At 71.6% G+C, this 21,309-nt stretch carries 21 protein-coding genes; 14 read left to right on the forward strand and 7 right to left on the reverse strand.

All coding sequences use genetic code 11. The features are described 5' to 3' along the window. Window positions 1-161: 161 nt before the first annotated feature. Both ACIBW9_RS07580 and ACIBW9_RS07585 read left to right on the forward strand, forming a co-directional pair. Window positions 162-1,007, forward strand: a complete 846-nt coding sequence (locus tag ACIBW9_RS07580; protein WP_398952274.1) for a spermidine synthase — start codon at window positions 162-164, stop codon at window positions 1,005-1,007. Window positions 1,008-1,087: 80 nt separating this feature from the next. After that, window positions 1,088-1,540, forward strand: coding sequence for a DUF4442 domain-containing protein (locus tag ACIBW9_RS07585; protein WP_398952276.1), 453 nt, complete (start codon window positions 1,088-1,090; stop codon window positions 1,538-1,540). A 113-nt stretch (window positions 1,541-1,653) separates the two neighbouring features. Here the strand turns inward: ACIBW9_RS07585 and galU are convergent, their stop codons facing one another. Beyond that, window positions 1,654-2,592 (reverse strand): UTP--glucose-1-phosphate uridylyltransferase GalU, encoded by a 939-nt coding sequence (gene galU, locus ACIBW9_RS07590; RefSeq protein WP_398952278.1) that lies wholly within the window; start codon window positions 2,590-2,592, stop codon window positions 1,654-1,656. A gap of 562 nt (window positions 2,593-3,154) precedes the next feature. On the opposite strand from galU, the gene ACIBW9_RS07595 reads away from it, so the two are divergent. From ACIBW9_RS07595 to ACIBW9_RS07610, 4 genes are all read left to right on the forward strand, one after another. Further along, a complete protein-coding gene (locus ACIBW9_RS07595) occupies window positions 3,155-4,744 on the forward strand; it encodes an RICIN domain-containing protein (RefSeq protein WP_398952279.1) in 1,590 nt (529 codons plus the stop codon). Between the two features lie 278 nt (window positions 4,745-5,022). Then, the gene (locus ACIBW9_RS07600; RefSeq protein ID WP_398952281.1) at window positions 5,023-7,494 is read left to right on the forward strand and encodes a beta-glucosidase; all 2,472 of its coding nucleotides are present in this window, start codon (window positions 5,023-5,025) and stop codon (window positions 7,492-7,494) included. Then, window positions 7,491-9,050 (forward strand): carboxylesterase/lipase family protein, encoded by a 1,560-nt coding sequence (locus ACIBW9_RS07605; RefSeq protein WP_398952283.1) that lies wholly within the window; start codon window positions 7,491-7,493, stop codon window positions 9,048-9,050. The genes ACIBW9_RS07600 and ACIBW9_RS07605 overlap by 4 nt, the downstream gene beginning before the upstream one ends. An 86-nt stretch (window positions 9,051-9,136) precedes the next feature. After that, a complete protein-coding gene (locus ACIBW9_RS07610) occupies window positions 9,137-9,781 on the forward strand; it encodes a DedA family protein (protein ID WP_398952285.1) in 645 nt (214 codons plus the stop codon). 32 nt (window positions 9,782-9,813) lie between these two features. Here ACIBW9_RS07610 and ACIBW9_RS07615 read toward each other — a convergent pair whose 3' ends face one another. Next, complete coding sequence (locus ACIBW9_RS07615) at window positions 9,814-10,344, reverse strand: gamma carbonic anhydrase family protein (RefSeq protein WP_398952287.1); 531 nt, start codon at window positions 10,342-10,344, stop codon at window positions 9,814-9,816. 107 nt (window positions 10,345-10,451) lie between these two features. Between ACIBW9_RS07615 and ACIBW9_RS07620 the strand changes: the two genes are divergently transcribed. Next, a complete protein-coding gene (locus tag ACIBW9_RS07620; RefSeq protein ID WP_398952289.1) occupies window positions 10,452-11,216 on the forward strand; it encodes an acyltransferase in 765 nt (254 codons plus the stop codon). Window positions 11,217-11,223: 7 nt separating this feature from the next. Here ACIBW9_RS07620 and ACIBW9_RS07625 read toward each other — a convergent pair whose 3' ends face one another. Then, complete coding sequence (locus tag ACIBW9_RS07625) at window positions 11,224-12,081, reverse strand: DMT family transporter (RefSeq protein WP_398952291.1); 858 nt, start codon at window positions 12,079-12,081, stop codon at window positions 11,224-11,226. Window positions 12,082-12,195: 114 nt separating this feature from the next. On the opposite strand from ACIBW9_RS07625, the gene ACIBW9_RS07630 reads away from it, so the two are divergent. Together ACIBW9_RS07630 and ACIBW9_RS07635 are read left to right on the forward strand one after the other, a co-directional pair. Next, complete coding sequence (locus tag ACIBW9_RS07630) at window positions 12,196-12,768, forward strand: helix-turn-helix domain-containing protein (RefSeq protein ID WP_398952293.1); 573 nt, start codon at window positions 12,196-12,198, stop codon at window positions 12,766-12,768. A gap of 32 nt (window positions 12,769-12,800) precedes the next feature. Then, window positions 12,801-13,355, forward strand: coding sequence for a YbaK/EbsC family protein (locus ACIBW9_RS07635; RefSeq protein ID WP_398952295.1), 555 nt, complete (start codon window positions 12,801-12,803; stop codon window positions 13,353-13,355). Window positions 13,356-13,502: 147 nt separating this feature from the next. On the opposite strand, the gene ACIBW9_RS07640 is transcribed toward ACIBW9_RS07635, so the two are convergent. After that, a complete protein-coding gene (locus ACIBW9_RS07640) occupies window positions 13,503-14,549 on the reverse strand; it encodes a cation diffusion facilitator family transporter (protein ID WP_398952297.1) in 1,047 nt (348 codons plus the stop codon). 61 nt (window positions 14,550-14,610) lie between these two features. On the opposite strand from ACIBW9_RS07640, the gene ACIBW9_RS07645 reads away from it, so the two are divergent. Then, complete coding sequence (locus ACIBW9_RS07645) at window positions 14,611-14,970, forward strand: ArsR/SmtB family transcription factor (protein ID WP_398952299.1); 360 nt, start codon at window positions 14,611-14,613, stop codon at window positions 14,968-14,970. Between the two features lie 12 nt (window positions 14,971-14,982). Here the strand turns inward: ACIBW9_RS07645 and ACIBW9_RS07650 are convergent, their stop codons facing one another. The 3 genes from ACIBW9_RS07650 to ACIBW9_RS07660 all read right to left on the reverse strand — a co-directional run bounded on the left by ACIBW9_RS07650 (window position 14,983) and on the right by ACIBW9_RS07660 (window position 18,595). Then, on the reverse strand, window positions 14,983-16,200 hold the full coding sequence (locus ACIBW9_RS07650; protein WP_398952301.1) for a 4-hydroxybenzoate 3-monooxygenase: 1,218 nt from the start codon (window positions 16,198-16,200) through the stop codon (window positions 14,983-14,985). Between the two features lie 79 nt (window positions 16,201-16,279). Continuing rightward, window positions 16,280-17,917, reverse strand: coding sequence for an APC family permease (locus ACIBW9_RS07655; RefSeq protein ID WP_398952303.1), 1,638 nt, complete (start codon window positions 17,915-17,917; stop codon window positions 16,280-16,282). A 270-nt stretch (window positions 17,918-18,187) separates the two neighbouring features. Continuing rightward, window positions 18,188-18,595 (reverse strand): CoA-binding protein, encoded by a 408-nt coding sequence (locus ACIBW9_RS07660; RefSeq protein ID WP_398952305.1) that lies wholly within the window; start codon window positions 18,593-18,595, stop codon window positions 18,188-18,190. A gap of 180 nt (window positions 18,596-18,775) precedes the next feature. On the opposite strand from ACIBW9_RS07660, the gene ACIBW9_RS07665 reads away from it, so the two are divergent. From ACIBW9_RS07665 to ACIBW9_RS07680, 4 genes are all read left to right on the forward strand, one after another. Then, window positions 18,776-19,540: a hypothetical protein gene (locus ACIBW9_RS07665; RefSeq protein ID WP_398952307.1), complete on the forward strand. Its 765-nt coding sequence runs from the start codon at window positions 18,776-18,778 to the stop codon at window positions 19,538-19,540. Beyond that, window positions 19,537-20,091, forward strand: a complete 555-nt coding sequence (locus ACIBW9_RS07670; protein ID WP_398952309.1) for a SixA phosphatase family protein — start codon at window positions 19,537-19,539, stop codon at window positions 20,089-20,091. The genes ACIBW9_RS07665 and ACIBW9_RS07670 overlap by 4 nt, the downstream gene beginning before the upstream one ends. An 88-nt stretch (window positions 20,092-20,179) precedes the next feature. Further along, entirely contained in the window at window positions 20,180-20,806 is a 627-nt protein-coding gene (locus tag ACIBW9_RS07675) for a YigZ family protein (RefSeq protein WP_398952311.1), read from the forward strand. Between the two features lie 109 nt (window positions 20,807-20,915). Next, on the forward strand, window positions 20,916-21,266 hold the full coding sequence (locus tag ACIBW9_RS07680; protein WP_398952313.1) for an isocitrate lyase/phosphoenolpyruvate mutase family protein: 351 nt from the start codon (window positions 20,916-20,918) through the stop codon (window positions 21,264-21,266). Window positions 21,267-21,309 lie beyond the last annotated feature (43 nt).

Consider the following 21,309-nt stretch of genomic DNA (forward strand, 5'->3'; position numbering starts at 1 on the left):
GGCGGTGCGCACGTCGGACCGTAGGCGCTGAGAGGGGTGGGGAGCGGCCGGCCGGTGGTGGCCGGTCGCGCCCCCGCGGCGGGGTCGCACATCGATGCGGCCCCGCACCCCTGCAGGGCGTCTGCGCACCGGCGCGTGCCCGTACCGGCGACAATGGACCCGTGGACGAGCCGATACCCGTGACCCGAGACGTCGATCACGGCACCGCCAAGCTGATGCCCGACGTCGACCGGAAGCGGGCCTGGCTGCTGACGGTCGACGGGGCGCCGCAGTCGTACGTGGACCTGGACGAGCCGGCACACCTGGAGTTCGAGTACGCGCGACGGCTCGGGCACGTCCTGGACACCGTCGCCGAACCGGGCAGCCCACTGGACGTGCTGCACCTCGGCGGGGGCGCGCTCACCCTGCCCCGGTACCTGGCCGCCACCCGGCCCGGCTCGCGACAGCACGTCGTCGAGGCGGACCGCGCCCTGCTGGAACTGGTCCTGGAGCACCTGCCGCTCCCGGACGGCTCGGCCGTCACCCTGCACACCGCCGACGCCCGCACCTGGCTGGAGGCGGCCCCCTCTGACTCGGCGGACGTGATCGTCGCCGATGTCTTCGGCGGCTCTCGCGTCCCGGCACACCTCACCTCCGTCTCCTACGCCCGCGAGGCCGCCCGGGTGCTGCGCGACACCGGCGTCTATCTGGCCAACCTCGCCGACGCCGCGCCCTTCGCCTTTCTCCGTTCCCAACTCGCCACCTTCGCAACGGAGTTCGAGGAGCTGGCGATGATCGCCGAACCTGCCGTCCTGCGCGGGCGGCGCTTCGGCAACGCCGTACTCGTCGCCGCGCACCACCCCGTCGACACGGCCGCCCTGGCCCGGCTCACGGCAGCCGACGCCTTTCCGGCACGGGTCGAGTACGGGCCCGGGATCCGCGCCTTCGTCGCCGGTGCGCGCCCGGTGCGGGACGAGGACGCCGTGCCGTCACCCGAGCCGCCCCACGGGGCGTTCGGAATCGGCTGAACCGTCCAGGGCGCTCGGCGCCCCCGCCGCCGGAACAGCCCTCTGGCCAGCGAAGACTACTCGTGGGTAACATGCCGGTCATGAGCGCAGACCAGATGTCGATCGGTGAGATGCTCGCCGCGACGGTGCCGATGGCCCGGACCCTGAACATCCAGTTCCTGGAGACCACGCCCGAGAAGGCCGTGGTGACCCTGCCGGACCAGGGCGAGTACCACAACCACGTCGGCGGGCCGCACGCCGGCGCGATGTTCACCCTCGGCGAGACCGCGAGCGGGTCGATCGTGCTGGCCGCCTTCGGGGAGCAGCTCGCACGGGCCGTGCCGCTCGCGGTGCGCGCCGAGATCGCATACAAGAAGCTGGCGATGGGAGCCGTCACCGCCACCGCGACCCTCGGCCGCCCGGTGGCGGATGTCGTCGCGGAGCTGGATGCCGGGGAGCGGCCCGAGTTCCCGGTGTCGATCGAGATCCGGCGCGCGGATGGTGCCGTCACCGGCGAGATGACCGTGGTGTGGACGTTGCGTCCCAACGGCTGAGAACTGTCTGGGCACTGGGCCCGGAGGTGTCTCGCCTCCGGGCCCGGCGCTCTTTCGGGTCGGTGACCCCGCGGCGAGTCCGCTGAGGCCACTGGCCCCGAGGGAGCGCGGTCTCAGGCCGCCAGCGGACGGCGTCCGGGGCGGGTGCCTGTCTCCAGCCCGGCGACGAACTCCTTGAGCCAGGCGGTGAATTCGGGGCCGAGATCGTCGCGGTCGCAGGCGAGGCGGACCACGGTGCGCAGATAGTCGGCCTTGTCGCCGGTGTCGTAGCGCAGACCGTCGAAGACGACGCCGTGCACCGTGCCGCCCGCGGCCAGTTCCTGAAGGGCGTCGGTGAGCTGGATCTCGCCGCCGCGGCCGGGCGGGGTGCGCTCCAGGATGCCGAAGACGGCCGGGTCGAGGACGTAGCGGCCGATGACCGCGTAGCCGCTGGGTGCGTCCTGGCGGGACGGCTTCTCGACCAGGCCGGTGACGCGGACCACGCCGTCCTCGCCGGTCGGCTCGACGGCGGCGCAGCCGTAGAGGTGGATCTGCTCCGGCCGGACCTCCATGAGGGCGATGACACTGCCCGCGTGCCGGTCCCGCACGTCGAGCATGCGGCTGAGGAGGGTCTCGCGCGGGTCGATCAGGTCGTCGCCGAGCAGGACGGCGAAGGGCTGGTCGCCGACGTGGCGGCGGGCGCACAGGACGGCATGGCCGAGTCCGAGCGGCTCGCCCTGGCGGATGTGGTGGATGTCGGCCAGGCGGGCGGGGTCGCGCACGGCGTCCAGACGTGCCGCGTCGCCCTTGGCCGCAAGGGCCTGTTCCAGTTCGAAGGCGTTGTCGAAGTGGTCCTCGATGGCGCGCTTGTGGCGTCCGGTGACCACGAGGACGTCGTGGAGCCCGGCCGCGGCGGCCTCCTCGACGACGTACTGGATGGCCGGCTTGTCGACGACCGGCAGCATCTCCTTCGGGGTCGCCTTGGTCGCGGGCAGGAAACGCGTGCCGAGGCCGGCGGCGGGGATCACGGCCTTGGTGACCGCACGGGGGGAAGTGGCGTGGGGGACGATCATGCGGCCCATGCTGGCGGGCTCGGATGAGAGCCCGCAGAGAGAAACGTGGGATCCCGCTGTGCATCCGCCCGGCAGTGGAGGTTTCGTGTACCGAGTGCCCGCGGGGTGCACACAACTCGACAGCCGCCTACGGTGGTTTCGAATAAGGGTGCGGATACCGCCGGTAACTTATCTGAAGTTGCTGCGTTTTGAACTTTCGTCACTCGAACTCCTTGTTTCCTGTGCGCTAATTGTGCAAAAGTGAGCGGCCCTGTAGCGGTCCCAGAACCTGACCCGACATAGGTATGCACCAAAGAGGCGCCTGCTTTCCGATGGACGCGAAATCCGCCTACCGTCCTGCGGCTTGGAAGGAAATGGTTCAGTGCAATCCCCCAACCCCCCACGACCGCCGTACCCGCCCCGTCCCGGATCGGGCTCTGCGGAGTCCGATCGCAACCTCATCGCGCAGCTGGGCCCGGATGCCGAGGGTGCCCGTGCGGGTGCGCTGCTGCTGGCCAGGCACTGGCGGGCCACGTACGACTACGCAGTCATATGTCTTGCCTCCGGGGAGAGTCCGGCATCCATGGCCGCGGCCGCCGCGTTCCACCGGGTGCTGGGCCGGCCGGGCGGCGGCGCCCTGCGGCCCCAACTCCTCATGGCCGTACGGGACACCGTCAGGGAGTGGGCCTCGGATGACGGTATTTCCGCTCTTCTGCCGGAACTCCGCAAACCGACCGGCGGGCGCGGACTGCGTGCCGCGCGGTCCGCGACGCCCGAAAGGCGGCACATCGCCGAACGGGCGTTCCGGGCCCTTCCGGGAGCCTCGCAATGCCTGCTGTGGCACGCGGAGGTCGAGGCCGAACCCATAACCGTACCGGCTGGTCTGTTGGGGGTGGATGCGCCTACCGCTTCGGCCGCTCTGGAGCAGGCGCGTGAGCAATTCCGGGTGGGCTGTGTGCGCGCCCACCGGGAACTCGCACCCGGTAAGGAATGCCGCTTCTACAACCGCCTCCTCGACGTCCCGATCCGCCGCGGTGGTGCCCTGCTCCCGGATGTCCAGCAGCATCTGATGGAGTGCCGGTACTGCCGTCACGCGGCCGAACAGCTCAGTCATTTCGAGGACGGCCTGGAGGTGCTGCTCGCGGAGACCGTGCTCGGCTGGGGCGCCCGGCGGTATCTCGACTCCCGCCCCGGCCGCGGCGGGGACCTGGCGTTCACGCCGGGGCGCGGCGCAGCGCGTTCCGGCGGCGGGCGGCACCGGCCCGACCCGTCGCGCAAGCACACCAAGGCCGTCGTCGTGGGGGTCGGTCTGACGACGCTCGTCCTGCTCGCCACGGTGCTTGTCAGCAAGGGCTGGTCCGACGACAACGCTGTCCCAGGCTCCGGCGTCACCTGGGGAGCGCCCAGCAGCAGCACCCTGCATCCCTCGCCCCCCGCGGCCGGCACCTCGTCGGTGCGCTCCCCCTCGCCCGCGTCCGCGGAGCAGTCCGTCGAGGTCGGACGCGGCAGGCTCCGCAACCCGAAGGCCGGACTCTGCCTCGACGTCGAGGGCGGCAGGCCCAGGCCCGGTGCCACGGCCGTGCTCGCGGCCTGCTCCGCGGCCGGATCGCAGCAGTGGTCGTACCGGGACGACGGCCTGCTGCGCAGCGGCGCCGACCCCGCCCTGTGTCTCGACTCGGATGCCGACAGGGACTCGGTGACCCTGGCCGACTGCGCGGCGCACGCGGGCGAGGTGCGCTACGACCTCACGGTCCGCGGGGAGCTCCTGCTGCGCGGCGGCAAGGGACTGCTCGTGGCACCGGGCAGGCGGACGGACGTCCTCGTCACCGCACGGGACGGTTCCGGGGGGCAGCGGTGGACGCTTGAAGCCGGCCTCGGTGACACGGGCCGCACGGACAAGCACGGCGGAACGCAGGACGGCGGTCGCCCCACGGGCCAGGACTCTCCCGGCGGCGTGACCAAGCCGCCCGGCTCACCGGCCCCGGAGCGGAAGCCCGGGAGCGAGCCCTACGACGGGCAGTACGAGGAGCGGTTCACCCAGGTCGGCAGCGAAACCGAGCCTTCCGGCCCGCCCGCGCCCCTTGACCGGGTGCGCACCCTCCCGGCCGACGCGCTGGGCACGGTCACCGCCGTCGTGGGCAGCGCCGCAAAGCTCGGGACCGTCCTGCGCTGATCAACGCAGATGCAGGAGATACAGCGACATACACCTCATCTGGGGCCGCCCTTCGGAGCGGCCCCAGCTTCGTTTCTTGGCGACATCAGAGTGATTCTTGTTCGCTTCATTGACACGAGTCAGTAGCGGTCATAGTTTTCCCGCCGCGCCCACGGTGCCCTACGGGGTGCCGGGTCGGTCCTGCAGCAGACTGCGTTCAGATGCCGAACGCAGTCCGGGCCGCCGGGCGCGCCTGCGGTTCACAACGTCGTGCCCGCACACCGAAGGAGTGACGGCCCATGACCGACACTGTCTCGCGGAGATCCGCACTGCGTCTGCTGGGCGGCGCGATCGCCGTCGCCACGGCGGCCACCAGCGGACTCACGTTCCCCGCGCACGCACTGGACAGACCCGAGGCGGGGGCCGGCGCCCGCGTCGAAGGCCTGATCGGCAAGCTCACCCTCGACGAGAAGATCTCCCTCCTGCACGGCGCCACGGACGCGAAGTCGCTCGGCCAGGCGGGCTACGTCCCCGCCGTCCCGCGCCTCGGGATCCCTCCGCTGCGCCTCGCCGACGGCCCCGCCGGCGTCCGCGTCACCCGGCACGCCACCGCGCTGCCCGCCCCCGTCCTGCTGGCCTCCGCCTTCGACCCGGAGCTGGCCCGCCGCTACGGACAGGTCATCGGACGCGAGGGCCGCGCCCTCGGCCAGGACGTCCTGCTCTCCCCGATGGTCAACCTCATCCGCACCCCGTACGCGGGCCGCAACTTCGAGACCTTCAGCGAGGACCCGCTGCTCGCCTCCGGCATGGTCGCCGCCGAGATCAGGGGCATCCAGGGCGAGGGCCTCATCGCCACCGTCAAGCACTACGCGCTGAACAACCAGGAGAAGGACCGCATGTCGATCGACGTGCGCGTCGACGAGCAGACCATGCACGAGATCGAACTACGCGGCTTCGAGGCGGCCGTCGGCGCCGGCGTCGGCGCGGTGATGGGCGCCTACAACAAGGTGAACGGCACGTTCTCCTGCGAGAACAAGACCCTGCTCACGGACATCCTGCGCGACCGGTGGGGATTCGACGGCTGGGGGATGACCGACTGGTTCGCCGCGCACAGCACCGTCGCGGCGATCACCGCCGGCCTCGACATGGAGATGCCCGACGGCACCCACTTCGGTACGGCGCTCAAGTCGGCCGTGCAGAGCGGCAGCGTCCCCGAGCGCTACGTCGACCGTTCCGTACGCCGCATCCTCAGCGTCATGGACCGCTTCGGCCTCCTCGACGGCAGTGCCCCGCCGCGCCCCGACCGCGACGCCCCGGCCGGCGCCGCCGTGGCCCTGGAGGTCGCCAAGGCCGGTGCGACCCTCCTGCGCAACGAGCAGCACACGCTGCCCCTGGCCCGCGGCGGCACCGTCGCGGTGATCGGCCCGACCGGCACCCTGCCCTTCGTCAGCGGCGGCGGCAGCGCACACGTCGTGCCGGACCACGCCGACAGCCCCCTGGACGCCATCAAGTCCCGGGCGGGGAAGGCCACTTACGCCCTCGGCGAGGATCTGTACGGCAAGCCGGTCCCGCCGTCGGCGCTGAGCCCCGCATTCAACAGCGAGGGGCAGGGCGTCGACGCAGGCAAGGTCTGGACGTACGACGGGACGCTCACCGTCCCCGAGGACGACGAGTGGACCTTCGTCCTGCACTTCTCCTCCGCGCCCACGGCCCGCCCCAAGGTCCTCCTCGACGGCACGGAACTGTTCCCGCAGGCCTCCGGATACGGCGAGTTCTTCACGGGCGGACTGGTCTCGGCAGCCCCCGACGGGCTGTCCGTGCGCCGCAGGACCCTCACCCTCGCCAAGGGCGCCCACACCCTGAAGATCACCGCGCAGGGAGGAGCCGACGGTCTGCTGTTCCGGCTGCGGCGCAGCACCGGTGCGACCCGCGCACAGGACGTCGCCGAGGCCGTCAGGGCCGCCCGCGCCGCCCGTGACGTCGTCCTCTTCGCCTACGAGGACGCCACCGAGGGCCAGGACCGCACCACGATCGCCCTCCCGGGCCACCAGCGGCAGCTGATCGAGGCCGTCACCGCGGCCAACCCGCGCACCACGGTCGTCCTCAACACCTCGTCCTCGACCTCGATGCCCTGGCTGCGGCGCACCGGCGCCGTGCTCCAGATGTACTACCCGGGCCAGGAGGGCGCGGCCGCCACCGCCGCCGTCCTGTACGGCGAGTGCGACCCCGGAGGCCGCCTCACCCAGTCCTTCCCGGTCGACGACGAGCACCACCCGGTCGCCGGGGACCCGCGCCGCTACCCGGGCGTGGACGGCACCGAGGAGTACTCCGAAGGCATCCACGTCGGCTACCGCTGGTACGACGCCGAAGGAGTGCGGCCCCTGTTCCCCTTCGGGCACGGGCTGTCGTACACCTCCTTCTCGTACGAGGACCTGCGGGCCCGCCGGACCCGAGGCGGCATCGAGGTCTCCTTCACCGTCCGCAACACCGGCCGGCGCGAGGGCGTGGCCGTGCCGCAGGTGTACGTCGGGCCGTCTCCGGACCTCCGACTCGACCAGGCGGTACGGGTGTTGGGCGGTTACCGGCGGCTGACCCTGCGGGCGGGTGAGCGGCGGCGGATCGCCGTGGAAGTCACCGCGCGCACATTGTCCTCATGGGACGCGAAGCGTCACGATTGGGTGCTCGGGACCGGCCGGCGCACCGTGTGGGTCGGGGCGTCCTCGCGTGATCTCCGGTTGCGTACAAACGTGAACGTGGAGGTGGGCACGTGATACGGCGCATCGTCATCGGCCTGGCAGCCCTCGCGGCGGCCCTCGTCGCACCCGTCCCGGCGGCGCAGGCCGCACCGTCGGGCGGCGGCCCGGTGGTCCGCACCGAAGCGGGTCTGGTGCGCGGCGAAACCACCGCCGAGGGACGGCAGTTCCTCGGCATCCCGTACGCCGAGCCGCCGGTCGGCAGGCTCCGGTGGCGCGAGCCGCACGCCGTACGTCCCTGGAAAGGGGTGCGTTCCGCGCAGGACTTCGGCAACAAGTGTGTCCAGACATCGAGTTGGGATCCCGACTACGACCGGCCCTCGTACACCGAGGACTGTCTCGACCTCAATGTGTACGTCCCCGAAGACTCCGCCGGACGGTCGGTCCTGGTCTGGTTCCACGGCGGCGGACTGACCGCCGGCGCCGGCCAGGACGTCGTCCCGGACACCTTCGCACGGCAGACCGGGACGGTCGTCGTGACCGTCAACTACCGCCTCGGCGCGATGGGATTCCTCGCCACCTCCGGTCTCGACGGCGAGACGCACGACGGGGTCTCCGGCAACTTCGGCATGCTCGACCAGCAGGCCGCGCTGCGCTGGGTGCGGGCCAACATCGGCCGCTTCGGTGGCGACCCGGGCCGAGTCACCATCGCGGGCGAGTCGGCGGGCGGCCGCTCGGTCTGCACCCAGCTGGCCTCACCCACGGCCAGGGGCCTGTTCCGCGGCGCGATCATCGAGAGCGGTGCCTACGGCGACTGCGCCGCCCGTACGCACCAGGACGCGGTGGCCCAGGGAGCCGACTTCGCCAAGAAGCTCGGCTGCACCACCCTGGCGTGTCTGCGCGCCAAGTCCGCCCGCGAGGTACTGGAGGCACAAGGCGACTTCGACTGGAACCCGGTGGTCGGGGGCGCCTTCCTGCCCGTACAGCCCGAACAGGCCGTCGCGCAGGGGACCGCGGCGCGGGTGCCCGTGATCAACGGCGCGAACAAGGACGAGGCCCGGCTGTTCGCCTTCTCCAGCTTCGACCTGAACGGCACACCGCTCACCGCCGAGCAGTACCCGCAGGTCATGCGGAACGACTTCGGCGAGCAGGCACTGCAGCGCTATCCGATGTCGGCCTACCCGACGCCGACCATCGGCTTCGCCACCGCACTGGGCGACGTCCTGTTCAGCTGCCCGGCGCTGCGACTCGACGGCCTGCTCGCCACCCGCGGTCCGGTCTACTCGTACGAGTTCGCGGACCGCACCTCTCCGCCCTTCGCCTCCCTGCGCAACCTGCACACGGACTTCGACTTCGGTGCGACACACGTCAACGAGATCCAGTACCTCTTCAAGCACTTCGGACTGGAGAGCCCGCTGAACGCCGAGCAGAAGGCGTTGTCGCGGCAGATGGTCCAGTACTGGGGATCCTTCGTACGGGACGGTGTGCCGCGGGCCGCGGGGCAGCCTCCGATGCCCACCGGCCCGGGCGTGGTCCTCTCCCTGAAGACCGCGTCCAAGGGCGGAAACACCCTGAGCACCACTGTCCATCAGGAACACCAGTGCGATCTGTGGGACAGCGCCCCGGCAGGCTGACCCGGTAGGCTTCCCGGCGTGCGCCCCCGTGCGGCGCACGCCGGGAACACAGGAACCAAAGGGTTACGAATCGGGAGGAACCGGCGTTGCACGTCCAGGAGTGGCTCGACACGGTGCCCGCGGCAGCCGTCTACGCCGTGGTGGCACTGGTCATCGGTCTGGAGAGCCTGGGCATCCCGCTGCCGGGCGAGATCGTCCTGGTCTCGGCCGCCCTGCTGTCCTCCCAGCACTCCGGCATCAACCCGATCGTGCTCGGCGCGTGCGCCACCGCCGGAGCCGTCGTCGGTGACTCCATCGGGTACGCCATCGGCCGCAAGGGCGGCCGGCCTCTGCTCGCCTGGCTCGGCAGGAAGTTCCCCCGGCACTTCAGCGAGGGCCATGTCGCCACCGCCGAGAAGTCCTTCGAGAAGTGGGGCATGTGGGCGGTCTTCTTCGGCCGCTTCGTCGCCCTCCTGCGCATCTTCGCCGGACCCCTCGCGGGCGTCCTCCACATGCCGTACTGGAAGTTCCTGACCGCCAACGTCCTCGGCGGGATCTGCTGGGCGGGCGGCACGACGGCGGTCATCTACTACGTGGGCGTGGTCGCCGAGGACTGGCTGAAGAGGTTCTCGTATCTGGGCCTGGTGGTCGCGGTGCTGATCGGTCTCACGTCGATGCTGATCATCAGGCGCAAGGCCAAGAAGGCGCAGGCGGCTCATCAGGAGCCGGAACCCGTACCCGCCGGGGACTGAAGGGCCGCCGCGACCAGCGCCCACCGCCCGCACTATGCCTGGTGGATCTCCGCGTGCGACTTGGCGAGCTCCGCATACAAGGTGCCGTTCAGCGTGACCCCCTCACGCTCCTCCGCACTCAGCTCCCGCTTCACCTTCGCCGGCACCCCCGCCACCAGCGACCCCGGCGGCACCTGCATCCCCTGCGGCACCAGCGCCTGCGCGGCGACCAGCGACCCGGCCCCGATCACGGCCCCGTTCAGCACGGTCGCCCCCATGCCGATCAGACAGTCGTCCCCGACGGTCGCCCCGTGCACCACCGCGTTGTGCCCCACGGACACCCGCTCGCCGATGCTGACGGGAAACCCCGGATCGGCATGAAGCGTGCTGTTGTCCTGGATATTGGCCTGAGCGCCGACCGAGATCCGCTCGACGTCCCCCCGCAGCACGGCCCCGTACCAGACGCTCGCCCCGGCCTCGAGCGTCACGTCCCCGATCACGGACGCCGTCGGCGCGACAAAGGCCTCGCCGTCGATCTTCGGTTCCCTGCCGCCGATTCCCGTGATCAACGCTTTGTGCCCCATTGCCTCTCCCTGTTGTCGGTACCACCGCACGGTACGCCACCCCGGTGGGGCGAAGATCACAAGCCCTCGGTCTCATAAGGGCGCCGCACGCTCAGTACGGTGACTCCGTGCCGAAGAGCAAGAACACGTTCTCATCCTGGCGGCGGAGCCTCGCGCAGCGCGCCGTCCATTCGGGCTGGTCCTGGGTCCAGCGCACGGGCTCGGTGACGGCCGAGCGCCCCGGCCGCTTCCGCTTCGGCTCGATCGGTGAAGCCACCCGGCTCGCCTTCCCGCTCGGCACCGTCTTCGGCGAAGCCTGGATCCACATCGGCTCCCACTGCATCGTCGGCGAGCAGGTCACCCTCACCGCGGGCCTGATGCCCGACCTCGACCTCGGCCCGGACCCGATCCTGCGCATCGGCGACGGTGTCGTGCTGGGCCGCGGCAGCCATGTCATCGCCGACACCACGGTGACCATCGGCAGCGACTGCTACTTCGGGCCGTATGTCTACGTGACGTCCACGAACCACTCCTACGACGACCCGCACGAGCCCATCGGCAAGCAGTGGCCGCGCATGGAGCCGGTGGAGATCGGGCCGGGCTGCTGGATCGGCACCGGTGCGGTGATCCTGCCGGGCGCACGGATCGGGCGGAACGTGGTGGTGGCCGCCGGTGCCGTGGTCCGCGGTGACGTGCCCGACCATGCCGTGGTGGCGGGGGCGCCCGCCCGTGTCGTACGCCGCTGGACCACCACCGACGGCTGGCAGCCGCCGCTCAGGACGCCCGCGCCGGTGCCGATCCCCGACGGGGTCACCCCCGACCAGCTACGAGCCCTCGCGGAGCTGGACGAGGAGACGGTGGCGAGGCTGGCCGAGCTGGAACCGGAGTCGTAGGCCGGGCCTAGCCCGTCGCCAGGAGCAGGGTGCCCACCAGGGCGAGGCCCGCGCCCGCCGCCTGGATGGCGCGCAGGCGCTCCCTGAGGAAGCCGCGCGCGGCGAGTGCGGTCACCACCGGGTAGAGCGAGGCCAGGACGGCGGCCACGGTGATCGGGCCGTGCTGCGCGGCGACCGAGTACGTGCCGTTCGCCGCGACGTCCGCGAGGCCGACGAAGCCGAGCGCCGGGAGGGACGCCCAGGGGAAGCCGCCGACCGGGAGGGCCTCGCCTCCTCGTTTCACGGAGGCGTAGAGCGCGATGCCGCCCGCGGCCACATTGGTCAGGCGCTGCACGAAGAGGGCGAGGAAGAGGCCGGTGACGGTGGTGGACGCCTCGGTGATCAGCGCGAACACCGTGCCGAAGCCGAGGGCCGCGACGAGGGTGAGCAGGATGGCCTGGCGCTGCACCGGGGCACCCTTGAGCTGTGGTCCGCCCGCGAGGACGACGCCGGTGACCGCGACCGCGATGCCCGCGACCTGCATCAGGCCGGGGCGTTCGCCGAGGAGGAGGCCCACGCCCACCGGGACGGCCACGCTCAGGGTCGCGAGCGGGGAGACGACGCCCATCGGACCCAGCGCGAGGGCCTTGTAGAAGGAGAACAGGGCGACCGGACCCACCAGCCCCGCGGCGAAGGCGAACCACAGCCGGGGACCCGCCTCGCTGAAGCCGCCCGTGGCCAGCACGATCGACCCGAGCACGGCCGCGGCGATCCCCTGCGAGACGACGACCACCGTGAGCGCCGGCGTGCGCCGGGTCAGCAGTCCGCCGCCGAAGTCGGCAAGGCCCCACAGCAGGCTGGTGGCCAGGGCGAAGAATGCTGTCACGGGTCGCCTCGCAGTACAGTTCGGTGAACGATCGGGTGCACAACACCGTAGTTCAGTACAGTGAACCCTGTCATCCAGAATATTGGTCTCGCAGTATATGGATATGGACGGAACGTGTCGGACCTCGATCTGCTGACCCAGTCCCTGGCCCGCAACGTCAAACGCTGGCGGGGTGAGCGCGGCTTCACCCTGGAGACGCTCGCTGCCCGCGCCGGTGTCAGCCGCGGCATGCTGATCCAGATCGAGCAGGCCCGCACCAACCCGAGCATCGGCACGGTCGTCAAGATCGGCGACGCGCTCGGAGTCAGCGTGACCACTCTGCTCGACTACGAGCAGGGCCCCAAGGTGCGGGTCGTCCCGGCCGATCAGGTGGTACGGCTGTGGCACACCGACGCGGGAAGCTACAGTCGCCTGCTCGCCGGCACCGAGGCGCCGGGGCCGCTGGAGATGTGGGACTGGCGGCTGATGCCGGGCGACAGCAGCGCCTCGGACCCGCACCCGGCCGGCACGGTGGAGATCGCCCATGTGACGGCCGGTGAGCTGACCCTCACGGTGGAGGGCGCCGAGTACCGCGTCCCGGCCGGCGCGAGCGTCACCTTCGAGGCCAACGCCCCGCACAGCTACGGCAATCAGGGCGATGTACCGGTGGAGCTGGTGCTGGCGGTCTCCGTCCCGCCCGTGCACTGAGGCGGCCCCGGACTCCCTGTTACCGTGCGCCCATGCGCCCACCCATCGGACACTTCGACCTCGCGATCCCCGCCCCCGACGCCCTCGACCACCTGACCCGCCCGGTCGCCGACGCCGTACGCCACTGGAGCGGCAGCGTCCCCGCCGACCAGATCGTCTACGTCGACACCGACCCGCAGTGGGCCGACACCGCCGTCTTCGTGGAGCACTACGGGCAGGAACTGCTCGAGCAGTCGGCGAACTGCGTGGTGGTGGCCGGCAGGCGGGGCGGCGAGACGACACGCGCCGCGTGCCTCGTGCCCTCCACCTCGCGGGTCGACGTCAACGGCGTCGTCCGGCGCCAACTCGGCGCCCGCAAGGCCTCGTTCGCGCCCATGGACATCGCGACGGGGGAGACCGGGATGGAGTACGGAGGCATCACCCCGATCGGCCTCCCGGACGGCTGGCCGGTGCTCGTGGACTCGGCTGTCGCCGAACTCTCCTACGTGCTGGTCGGCAGCGGGCGGCGCCGGGGCAAGCTGCTGGTGCCGGGGAAGGCCTTCGCGGAACTGCCGGGGGCGGTGGTGGTGGAGGGGCTCGGCGTCTGACGGCGCGGCGCGCCCCGCGGGGTGTGCCCTCTTTTGTCTGCGGCTTCGTCGTGGCTGGTCGCGCCCACGCCGCGGAGCCGCATATCGATACAGCCCCGCGCCCCTTCGGGGGCGCTCCAGGACCGCACAGCAATCTGCTGAGGTCGCCTAGTGCGTTGCGTGATGCGCCAGGGCCGAGTGGGGGTCCTCCTCGCCCGGTGTCGGTGCCGGATCGGCGTGGACCAGGGCCGCCGTCAGCCTCGGTACGGCGTGCAGCAGGGCGTGTTCGGCCTGGACCGCGATTCCGTGCGCCGCACGTACAGTCGCCTCGCCGTCCACCACCACCGCCACCTCGGCGCGCAGCCGGTGCCCGATCCAGCGCAGCCGTAGCTCACCGACCGCCCGCACGCCCGGCACCTCGCGCAGCGCCCGCTCGGCCCGGTCCACCAACTCCGGGTCGACGGCGTCCATCACCCGCCGGAACACCTCCCGTGCGGCGTCCCGCAGCACCAGCGTGATCGCCGCGGTGATCGCCAATCCCACGAGCGGGTCGGCGAGTTGCCAGCCCAGGGCCGAACCGCCGGCACCCAGCAGTACGGCCAGTGACGTGAACCCGTCCGTGCGGGCGTGGAGTCCGTCGGCTACCAGCGCGGCCGAGCCGATCTCCCGGCCCACCCGGATCCGGTGGCGGGCCACCCACTCGTTCCCGGCGAAGCCGACCAGCGCGGCCACCGCCACCGCCGGTATGTGCGCCACGGGACGCGGATCGAGCAACCGCTCCACCGCCGCCCAGGCCGCGAACGCGGCTGACGCGGTGATCGTCAGCACGATCGCGATTCCCGCGAGGTCCTCGGCCCGGCCGTAGCCGTAGGTGAAGCGGCGTGTGGCCGCCCGTCGACCCAGCACGAACGCGATCCCGAGCGGTACGGCGGTCAGCGCGTCGGCGGCGTTGTGCACCGTGTCGCCGAGCAGGGCCACCGAACCGGACAGGACCACGACCACCGCCTGTGCCGCGGCCGTCACCCCGAGGACGGCCAGCGAGACCCAGAGCGCGCGCACGCCGCGGGCCGAGGACTCCAGTGCGGAGTCGAGCTTGTCCGCGGTCTCGTGGGAGTGCGGGGTGAAGAGGTGGCCGAGGCGGTGGCGAAGACCCGTGGGGTGGTGGTGATGCGGGTGCTCGTGGTGGTGCTCGTTGTGGTGGTGCCGTTCGCTCACGTGGGGCCCCTTCCGGTGCGCGGTGGTGGACGCGGGACGCCCACGGGGCCATTATGTGCGTATGAGCGCACGCATGCACCTATCAACTGCGAAGGATGCGCACCCGCGCACCCCGGGCGAGGAACAGTTCGCACTCGCCGCCGAACTCCTCGCCCTGCTGGGCGACCGCACCCGCCTCGCGCTGCTGCATGCCCTGACCGGCGGCGAGGCCGACGTCACGACCCTCACGGAGGTGAGCGGGGCGGCCCGGCCCGCAGTCAGCCAGCACCTGGCGCGGCTGCGGCTGGCCGGCCTCGTGAACACGCGCAAGGAGGGCCGCAGAGTCGTCTACTCACTGCGGGACGGCCATCTGCGGCGGCTCGTGGACGAGGCGCTGAAGGTGGCGGACCATCGCCTCAGCGACCGCCCGCTGCACGACTGAGGGGCACGGGGTTCAGGACGCGGAGCCCTGGCCGAGGTACTGCTCCGCGAACGCCGTCGCGGCAGCGGGGGATTCGAAGAGGCGGCGCAGCCGGGCCAGCGTCGTGCCCGTGCGGTAGGCGTCGCCCGACGACGCGCCGTGGTACACCTCCGACAGCCACTGTGAGAACTCCTGGTAGTCCCACACCCGTCCCAGGCAGGCCGCCGAGTAACTGTCGAGGCCGTCGGTGTCGCCCTTGGTGAGGTGGGCGACGAGCCCGTCGCCGAGCAGGAAGGCGTCGTGCAGGGCGAGGTTCATGCCCTTGGCCGCGATGGGCGCGGTGAGATGGGCCGCGTCCCCGGCCAGGAAGAGACGGCCGAACGCCATGGGTTCGACCACGTAGTTGTGCATGTCGAGGACGTGCTTCTCGATCAGCCTGCCCTCCGTGAGCGGCGGCCGGTCGGCCGCGCCGAGCCGCTCCTGCAGTTCCGCCCAGACGCGGTCCTCCGGCCAGTTCTCCGGATCGTCGCCCGGCGGGCACTGAAGGTAGTAGCGGGTGACCTCGGGGCTGCGGGCCATGTGCCCGGCGAAGCCGTTCGGATGGATGCCGAACACCACGCAGTCGCTGGACGGCGGCGCCTGAGCCAGCAGCGCCAGCCAGCCGATGCCGTAGTCGTGCCGGGCGACACGGGCCTGTTGCGGAAGCACGGTCCGGGTCACCCCGCGTGCTCCGTCGCAGCCCGCCACGAAATCGCAGTGCACGAGGGCACGTCGACCGGTTTCGGGGTCGAGGTACGACACCGCCGGTCGGTCCGTGTCCAGGCCGTGCAGCTGCACGTCCCGCACCCCGAAGCGGATGGCGCCGCCGCGCACGTCGGCGTACTCGCGCACCAGGTCCGTCACCAGCAACGGCTGCGGATAGACGAAGTGGTGATGCCCGGTCAGATCGGTGTAGGAGAACCGGAGCCGTCGCCCCTCGACGCGGAACTCGCACTGCGTGTGCTGCTGCGCGTGCTCCAGCAGCTGGTCCGCGAGGCCTCGTTCCTGGAGCCCGCGCACCGCCCACTCCTCGAGCACACCGGCCCGCGGCCGCTGCTCGATGAACTCGCGCGTCTCGGCCTCCAGGACCAGGCAGTCGACCGACGCGGCCCGCAGGATGTTCCCGAGGGTGAGACCGGCGGGCCCGGCGCCCACGATCACCACCGGAAAACGGTGCGGGGAGGGGGAGTTGGGGTGGGGGAGGGAAGTCACCGGAGCATTATGACGGTGGCCCGTCAGCCACGGCAGGGGAGCCGCGGCCGACGGGCCGGGTCGAGCGACGGGCGCTCGGTCAGTGCGCGGGGGCGTCGGTGACGACGACTTCGTCGATGCTGCGCTCGATGTCCTCGCGCTTCGAGGAGGTCGCCCGGGCCCAGTAGTAGATCACCAGGGAGAAGACGGCGATGACCAGGATGTCCCACCACAGTCCGATGTTGCCCGAGCCGCCGAAGCCGCCCTCGGCGGAGATCACGCCCATGCCCAGCAGATAGACCGGCAGCCACTGGGCGGCCTTGAAGTCCATCCGGGGCGCGTCGGGCTGGTCGGTGGAGTTGGCCCACCAGGCATAGCCGCCCAGGAGCAGGTAGCCGAGGACGATCGCCAGACCGAGCCGCCACAGGGTGTCCCAGCCGGACCAGTAGATGATCAGGTTGGCCACCACGAACGACACCGGCGAGATCACCTTGCCGCCGGGCAGCCGGTACGGACGCTCCAGGTGCGGCAGCTTGTCGGCGAAGACGCCGTACGCCAGCGGTGCGCCCGCGTACATCAGGACGCTCGCCGAGGTGATGAAGCCGACCAGCTTGTGCCAGCTGGGGAACGGCAGGAAGCAGATCACGCCGGTGACGAAGGACATGATGAGGCCGAACCACGGCACACCGCGCGCGTCGGTCTTGGTGAAGATCTTCGGCGCGTAGCCGTTCTTCGCCAGGCCGTAGGAGACGCGGGAGGTGGCGGTGGTGTAGATCAGGCCGGTACCGCCGGGGGAGATGATCGCGTCGACGTAGAGGACGAAGGCCAGCCAGCCGAGACCCGCCAGCGTCGCCACACCGGCCCACGGGCCGGTGTCGCCCTTGAACGCGAGGTGGGCCCAGCCGTGCGCGAAGCTGCTGTGCGGCAGCGCGCCGATGAACACGACCTGGAGCAGGACGTAGATGACGGCGCCGATCGCGACCGAGCCGAGCGTGGCACGCGGCAGGTCCCGCTTGGGGTTGCGGCTCTCGCCCGCCAGCTGGATGGCCTGTTCGAAGCCGAGCAGCGCGAAGATGATGCCGCTGGTGCTGATCGCGGCGAGCACGCCCTTGGCGCCGAGCGGCGCGAAGCCCTCGGAGTGGAAGTTGGCGGGGTGGAAGTGGGTCGCCGCCATGATGAAGATCGCACCCAGTGGGACCGCGATCTTCCACCAGGTCGCCGCGCTGTTGGTGTGCGCCAGCGCCCGTACGCCGAAGAAGTTCACCCCGACGAAGACGGCCATGAGTACGACCGCCACCAGCAGACCGCTGGCGGTCAGGGTCTTGTCGGCGTGCTGAAGGCCCTGTGCCCAGGACCAGTGACCGGCGTAACCGATCATCGCCTCGACCTCGATCGGGGCGACGGTCGCGGCCTGGAGCCAGGAGAACCAGCCGAACGACATGCCGGCCAGTCCGCCGAACGCGTAGTGCGGGTAACGGGCCGTACCGCCCGCCACCGGGAACATGCCGCCCAGCTCGGCGTGGACCAGCGCCAGCAGCACGATCGCGACCGCGCCGATCACCCACGAGATGATCGCCGCCGGGCCGGCCTGGATGACTGCGTCATGGGCTCCGTAGAGCCATCCCGAGCCGATGATGGAACCGACGGAGGCCCACATCAGACCGATCAGCCCGACGTCACGCCTGAGGCCACCGGGACCCCTGGCCTCCTCCACGGAGGTCTGCTCGACGCTCACCATATTTTCAGCGACCTCTCACGATTTGAATACTTGTTTTCAGTGCGTGCGACGTCGCAGATTAGGAAACATCAGGGGTCGGGCAGAAGACACATGGTGAAGTTTTGACCAACCGTCGGGAGCTTCCTGGACAGCCCTTCAGGGGCTCTGTACGGAGTGGAAACCGCTGTCACCCGTGGGACCGCCCACAGAATCCGCAGTGAAATGGCGGCCGCCTGGGAGCGCTTGCTGTCTGACAGCGGCTCATACGGGGCCGGATGAGTCCCGGCTGATTCAGCCGAGCAGCGGTATCTCGATGGCGGGGCAGCGGTCCATCACCATGTCGAGGCCCGCCGCCCGCGTGCGGTCGTACGCCGCCTCGTCGATCACGCCGAGCTGGAACCAGACGGCCCGGGCGCCCTTGGCGACCGCCTCGTCGGCGACCGGTCCGGCGAGGTGGCTGTTGACGAAGACGTCGACGACGTCCACGTCGAAGGGGATGTCGGCGAGAGAGGCGTACCCCTGCTCACCGTGCACCGTCTCCGCCTTGGGGTGGACGGGCACGATGCGCTTGCCGAAGCGCTGCAGCACCTGGGCGACGCCGTAGGCGGCGCGGCCTCGGTTCGACGAGAGGCCCACCACGGCCCAGGTGTCGCCGGACCCGGTGAGGATCCTACGGATCGTTGCCTCGTCGCCGTACACCGCAGCCTCCCTGCGCCTCGTGGACACGCCCTTCTGCCCGACAACGGCCGGGAGTTCGCGATGATTCCCCGGCTTCCGCCGCGGCTTGAAGGCTGCACGCGCGCGTACCTCACCTCCGTGTCGGGGCGGCGGTACGCGCGCGTGGTGGAAATCCGCCGCCGTGGGCGGAATTCGCGCCGGATGCCTGCGCGCGGCCGTCCGCCCGCCTACGCTCAGCCCGTGCTGCGCATCACCGACGCCCGAACCGGCGAGTCCGTCGACGCCGCCCCGGTCCGCCGGGGGCTGACCCGGGTGGAAGCCCATGTGCCGGATTTCCACACCGGCGCCCTGCGCGTGCTGCTCGTCGCCGACCTCCTCGTGCGGGTCCTGGAACTCGGCGGCACCCCGGTGTGGGGAGTGCTGACCGCTGAACGGGGCCAGGCGGAGCTGCGGTCCGAGGCGGCCGCGCTCGGCATCCGGCCCTTCGAGGACCGGCGGGACGTCGGTCCGGGACTGGGCGAGGCCCAGGTCCTGCACGTCGTGGGGGAGGGCGGCGCGACACCCGACGGCGTCCAGGTCGCCGTCGCCCCCGTCCACTCGGAGGCACCCGAAACCACGCGGGGCGCAGACCCGGCCGCCCTGCGCCTTGCCCTGCTCTCCCGGAGCCGGAGCACACCCCTGCGGCTCGACGCGGCCGCCCTGGACGAGGCCCGTGCAACCCTTGCGCGCTGGCGCCGGGCGGTCGCCGTCTGGGCGCGACAGCCGTCGCGGCCGATTCCCGACGAGGCGCGCGCCCGCCTGCGCACCGCCTGGGAGGACGACTTGGACATCCCCTCCGTGCTCGACGTGCTGACCTGGGTGGAGACCGAGCCGGAGCTGCCGGACGGCGCCCGGTTCGAGACGTACGCCTACGCGGACCGGCTGCTCGGCGTGGAGCTCACCCGCGACCTCGGGTCGCCGGCGTGATCGCGCGTGCCGGAGCGGGCCCACTGCGCCGCCTGGTGGTGCTGCGGCACGCCAAGTCGGCCTGGCCCGAGGGCGTCCCCGACTACGAACGCCCGCTCGCGGCGCGCGGCCGCCGGGACGCGCCGGCCGCAGGACGCGCCCTCGCCGAGGTCGACTGCCTGCCGGACCTCGCCCTGTGCTCCACCGCCCTGCGCGCCCGGCAGACCTGGGAACTGGCCTCCGCCCAGTGGGGTACACCCCCGCCGGTTCGCCATGACCCGCGGCTGTACGCCGCCGACGTGTCCGACCTGCTGACCGCCGTGCACGAGGTGCCCGCCGAGGTGGAGACGCTGCTCCTGGTCGGGCACAACCCCGGTCTTGAGGAACTCGTCCTGGACCTGGCGGGCGACAGCCTCGACGACGCCCTGGACGAGGTGCGGCTGAAGTTCCCGACCTCGGCGATCGCGGTGCTGGCCTGGCGCGGGCCCGCCTGGGAGGCGCTCGCCCCGGGCACGGCACTGCTGACGAGCATGCTCGTCCCGCGGGGCAGGAAGAAGGACGAGGGCAAGTAGGGCGGAGCCGGCCGGCTGCTCACCAGGGCAGCCATCGGCCCGCCCCTCCGTCGCGGGCGGGCGCACCCGCGCCGCATAGGCTGGCCGGATGCAGGACGAGTACCGCACGGTCGCCCACGCGGGCGTGCACGAGACCGAGGTCAACCGCTCCCGCTTCCTGTGCGCCCTGGCACCGGCCGCCACCGAGCAGGAGGCCCAGGACTTCATCGCCGCCGTGCGCAAGGAGCACGCGGACGCCACCCACAACTGCTGGGCCTACGTCATCGGCGCCGACGCCTCCGTCCAGAAGGCGAGCGACGACGGCGAACCGGGCGGCACCGCGGGCGTCCCCATGCTGCAGATGCTGCTGCGCCGCGACATGCGGTACGTCGTCGCCGTCGTCACCCGCTACTACGGGGGCGTCAAGCTCGGCGCGGGCGGACTCATCAGGGCGTACGGCGGCGCGGTGGGTGAGGCCCTGGACACCCTCGGAACCCTCACCCGCCGCAGGTTCCGGCTGGCCACGCTGACCGTCGACCACCAGCGCGCCGGCAAGGTCCAGAACGACCTGCACGCGACGGGCCGCGAGGTGCGCGACGTGCGCTACGGCGAGGCGGTCACCATCGAGGTCGGCCTGCCGGACTCCGACGTGGACGCCTTCCGGGCCTGGCTAGCCGACGCGACCGCCGGGACGGCCGGGTTCGAACTGGGCGGGGAGGCCTACGGGGACACCTGAAGACCGGTATGAAAAGGGCGTAACGGACCGGTACGGGACGGGTTATGACGGGCGATACGGGAGTAACCGACCTCGCCACTGCTTCAAGCGGCTGAAGCACCTCTCCACCGTGTTGCGCCGCTTGTGCGGCCGACCGCATCCGTTCCGCCCGCGCCGCCGTGGAACCGGCGAGCCCTTCGTCCTGGTTGGCAGGACCGACGCGCTGCTGGTCGGGGGCACGCTCGACGAGTGCGTCCGGCGGGCCAATGCGTACCTGGCGGCCGGGACGGACTGCGTGTTCGTGCCGGGTGCCGCCGATGCCGAGACCATCGGCACCCTGGTGCGCGAACTCGACGGCCCGCTCAACGTGGTGATGGGCCTGAACGGCGGCACGCTGTCACTGGACCACCTGCGTGAACTCGGCGTACGGCGGGTCACGTCGGCGGCAGCATCGCCCGCGCGATGTACCGCCATCTGCTGAGCGCCGCCCGGGAGCTAGCCGACCGGGGCACCTTCTCCGTCGC

Origin of the sequence: Streptomyces sp. NPDC049541, from assembly GCF_044465725.1 — a bacterium.
GTDB lineage: Bacteria > Actinomycetota > Actinomycetes > Streptomycetales > Streptomycetaceae > Streptomyces.

Excerpts from the sequence above, each read along its gene's own strand:
- ACIBW9_RS07585 (WP_398952276.1), top strand. The coding sequence starts at position 1,088 with ATGAGCGCAGACCAGATGTCGATCGGTGAGATGCTCGCCGCGACGGTG.
- galU (WP_398952278.1), bottom strand. The coding sequence starts at position 2,592 with ATGATCGTCCCCCACGCCACTTCCCCCCGTGCGGTCACCAAGGCCGTG.
- ACIBW9_RS07595 (WP_398952279.1), top strand. The coding sequence starts at position 3,155 with ATGGCCGCGGCCGCCGCGTTCCACCGGGTGCTGGGCCGGCCGGGCGGC.
- ACIBW9_RS07600 (WP_398952281.1), top strand. The coding sequence starts at position 5,023 with ATGACCGACACTGTCTCGCGGAGATCCGCACTGCGTCTGCTGGGCGGC.
- ACIBW9_RS07615 (WP_398952287.1), bottom strand. The coding sequence starts at position 10,344 with ATGGGGCACAAAGCGTTGATCACGGGAATCGGCGGCAGGGAACCGAAG.
- ACIBW9_RS07635 (WP_398952295.1), top strand. The coding sequence starts at position 12,801 with ATGCGCCCACCCATCGGACACTTCGACCTCGCGATCCCCGCCCCCGAC.
- ACIBW9_RS07645 (WP_398952299.1), top strand. The coding sequence starts at position 14,611 with ATGAGCGCACGCATGCACCTATCAACTGCGAAGGATGCGCACCCGCGC.
- ACIBW9_RS07655 (WP_398952303.1), bottom strand. The coding sequence starts at position 17,917 with ATGGTGAGCGTCGAGCAGACCTCCGTGGAGGAGGCCAGGGGTCCCGGT.
- ACIBW9_RS07665 (WP_398952307.1), top strand. The coding sequence starts at position 18,776 with ATGCCTGCGCGCGGCCGTCCGCCCGCCTACGCTCAGCCCGTGCTGCGC.
- ACIBW9_RS07675 (WP_398952311.1), top strand. The coding sequence starts at position 20,180 with ATGCAGGACGAGTACCGCACGGTCGCCCACGCGGGCGTGCACGAGACC.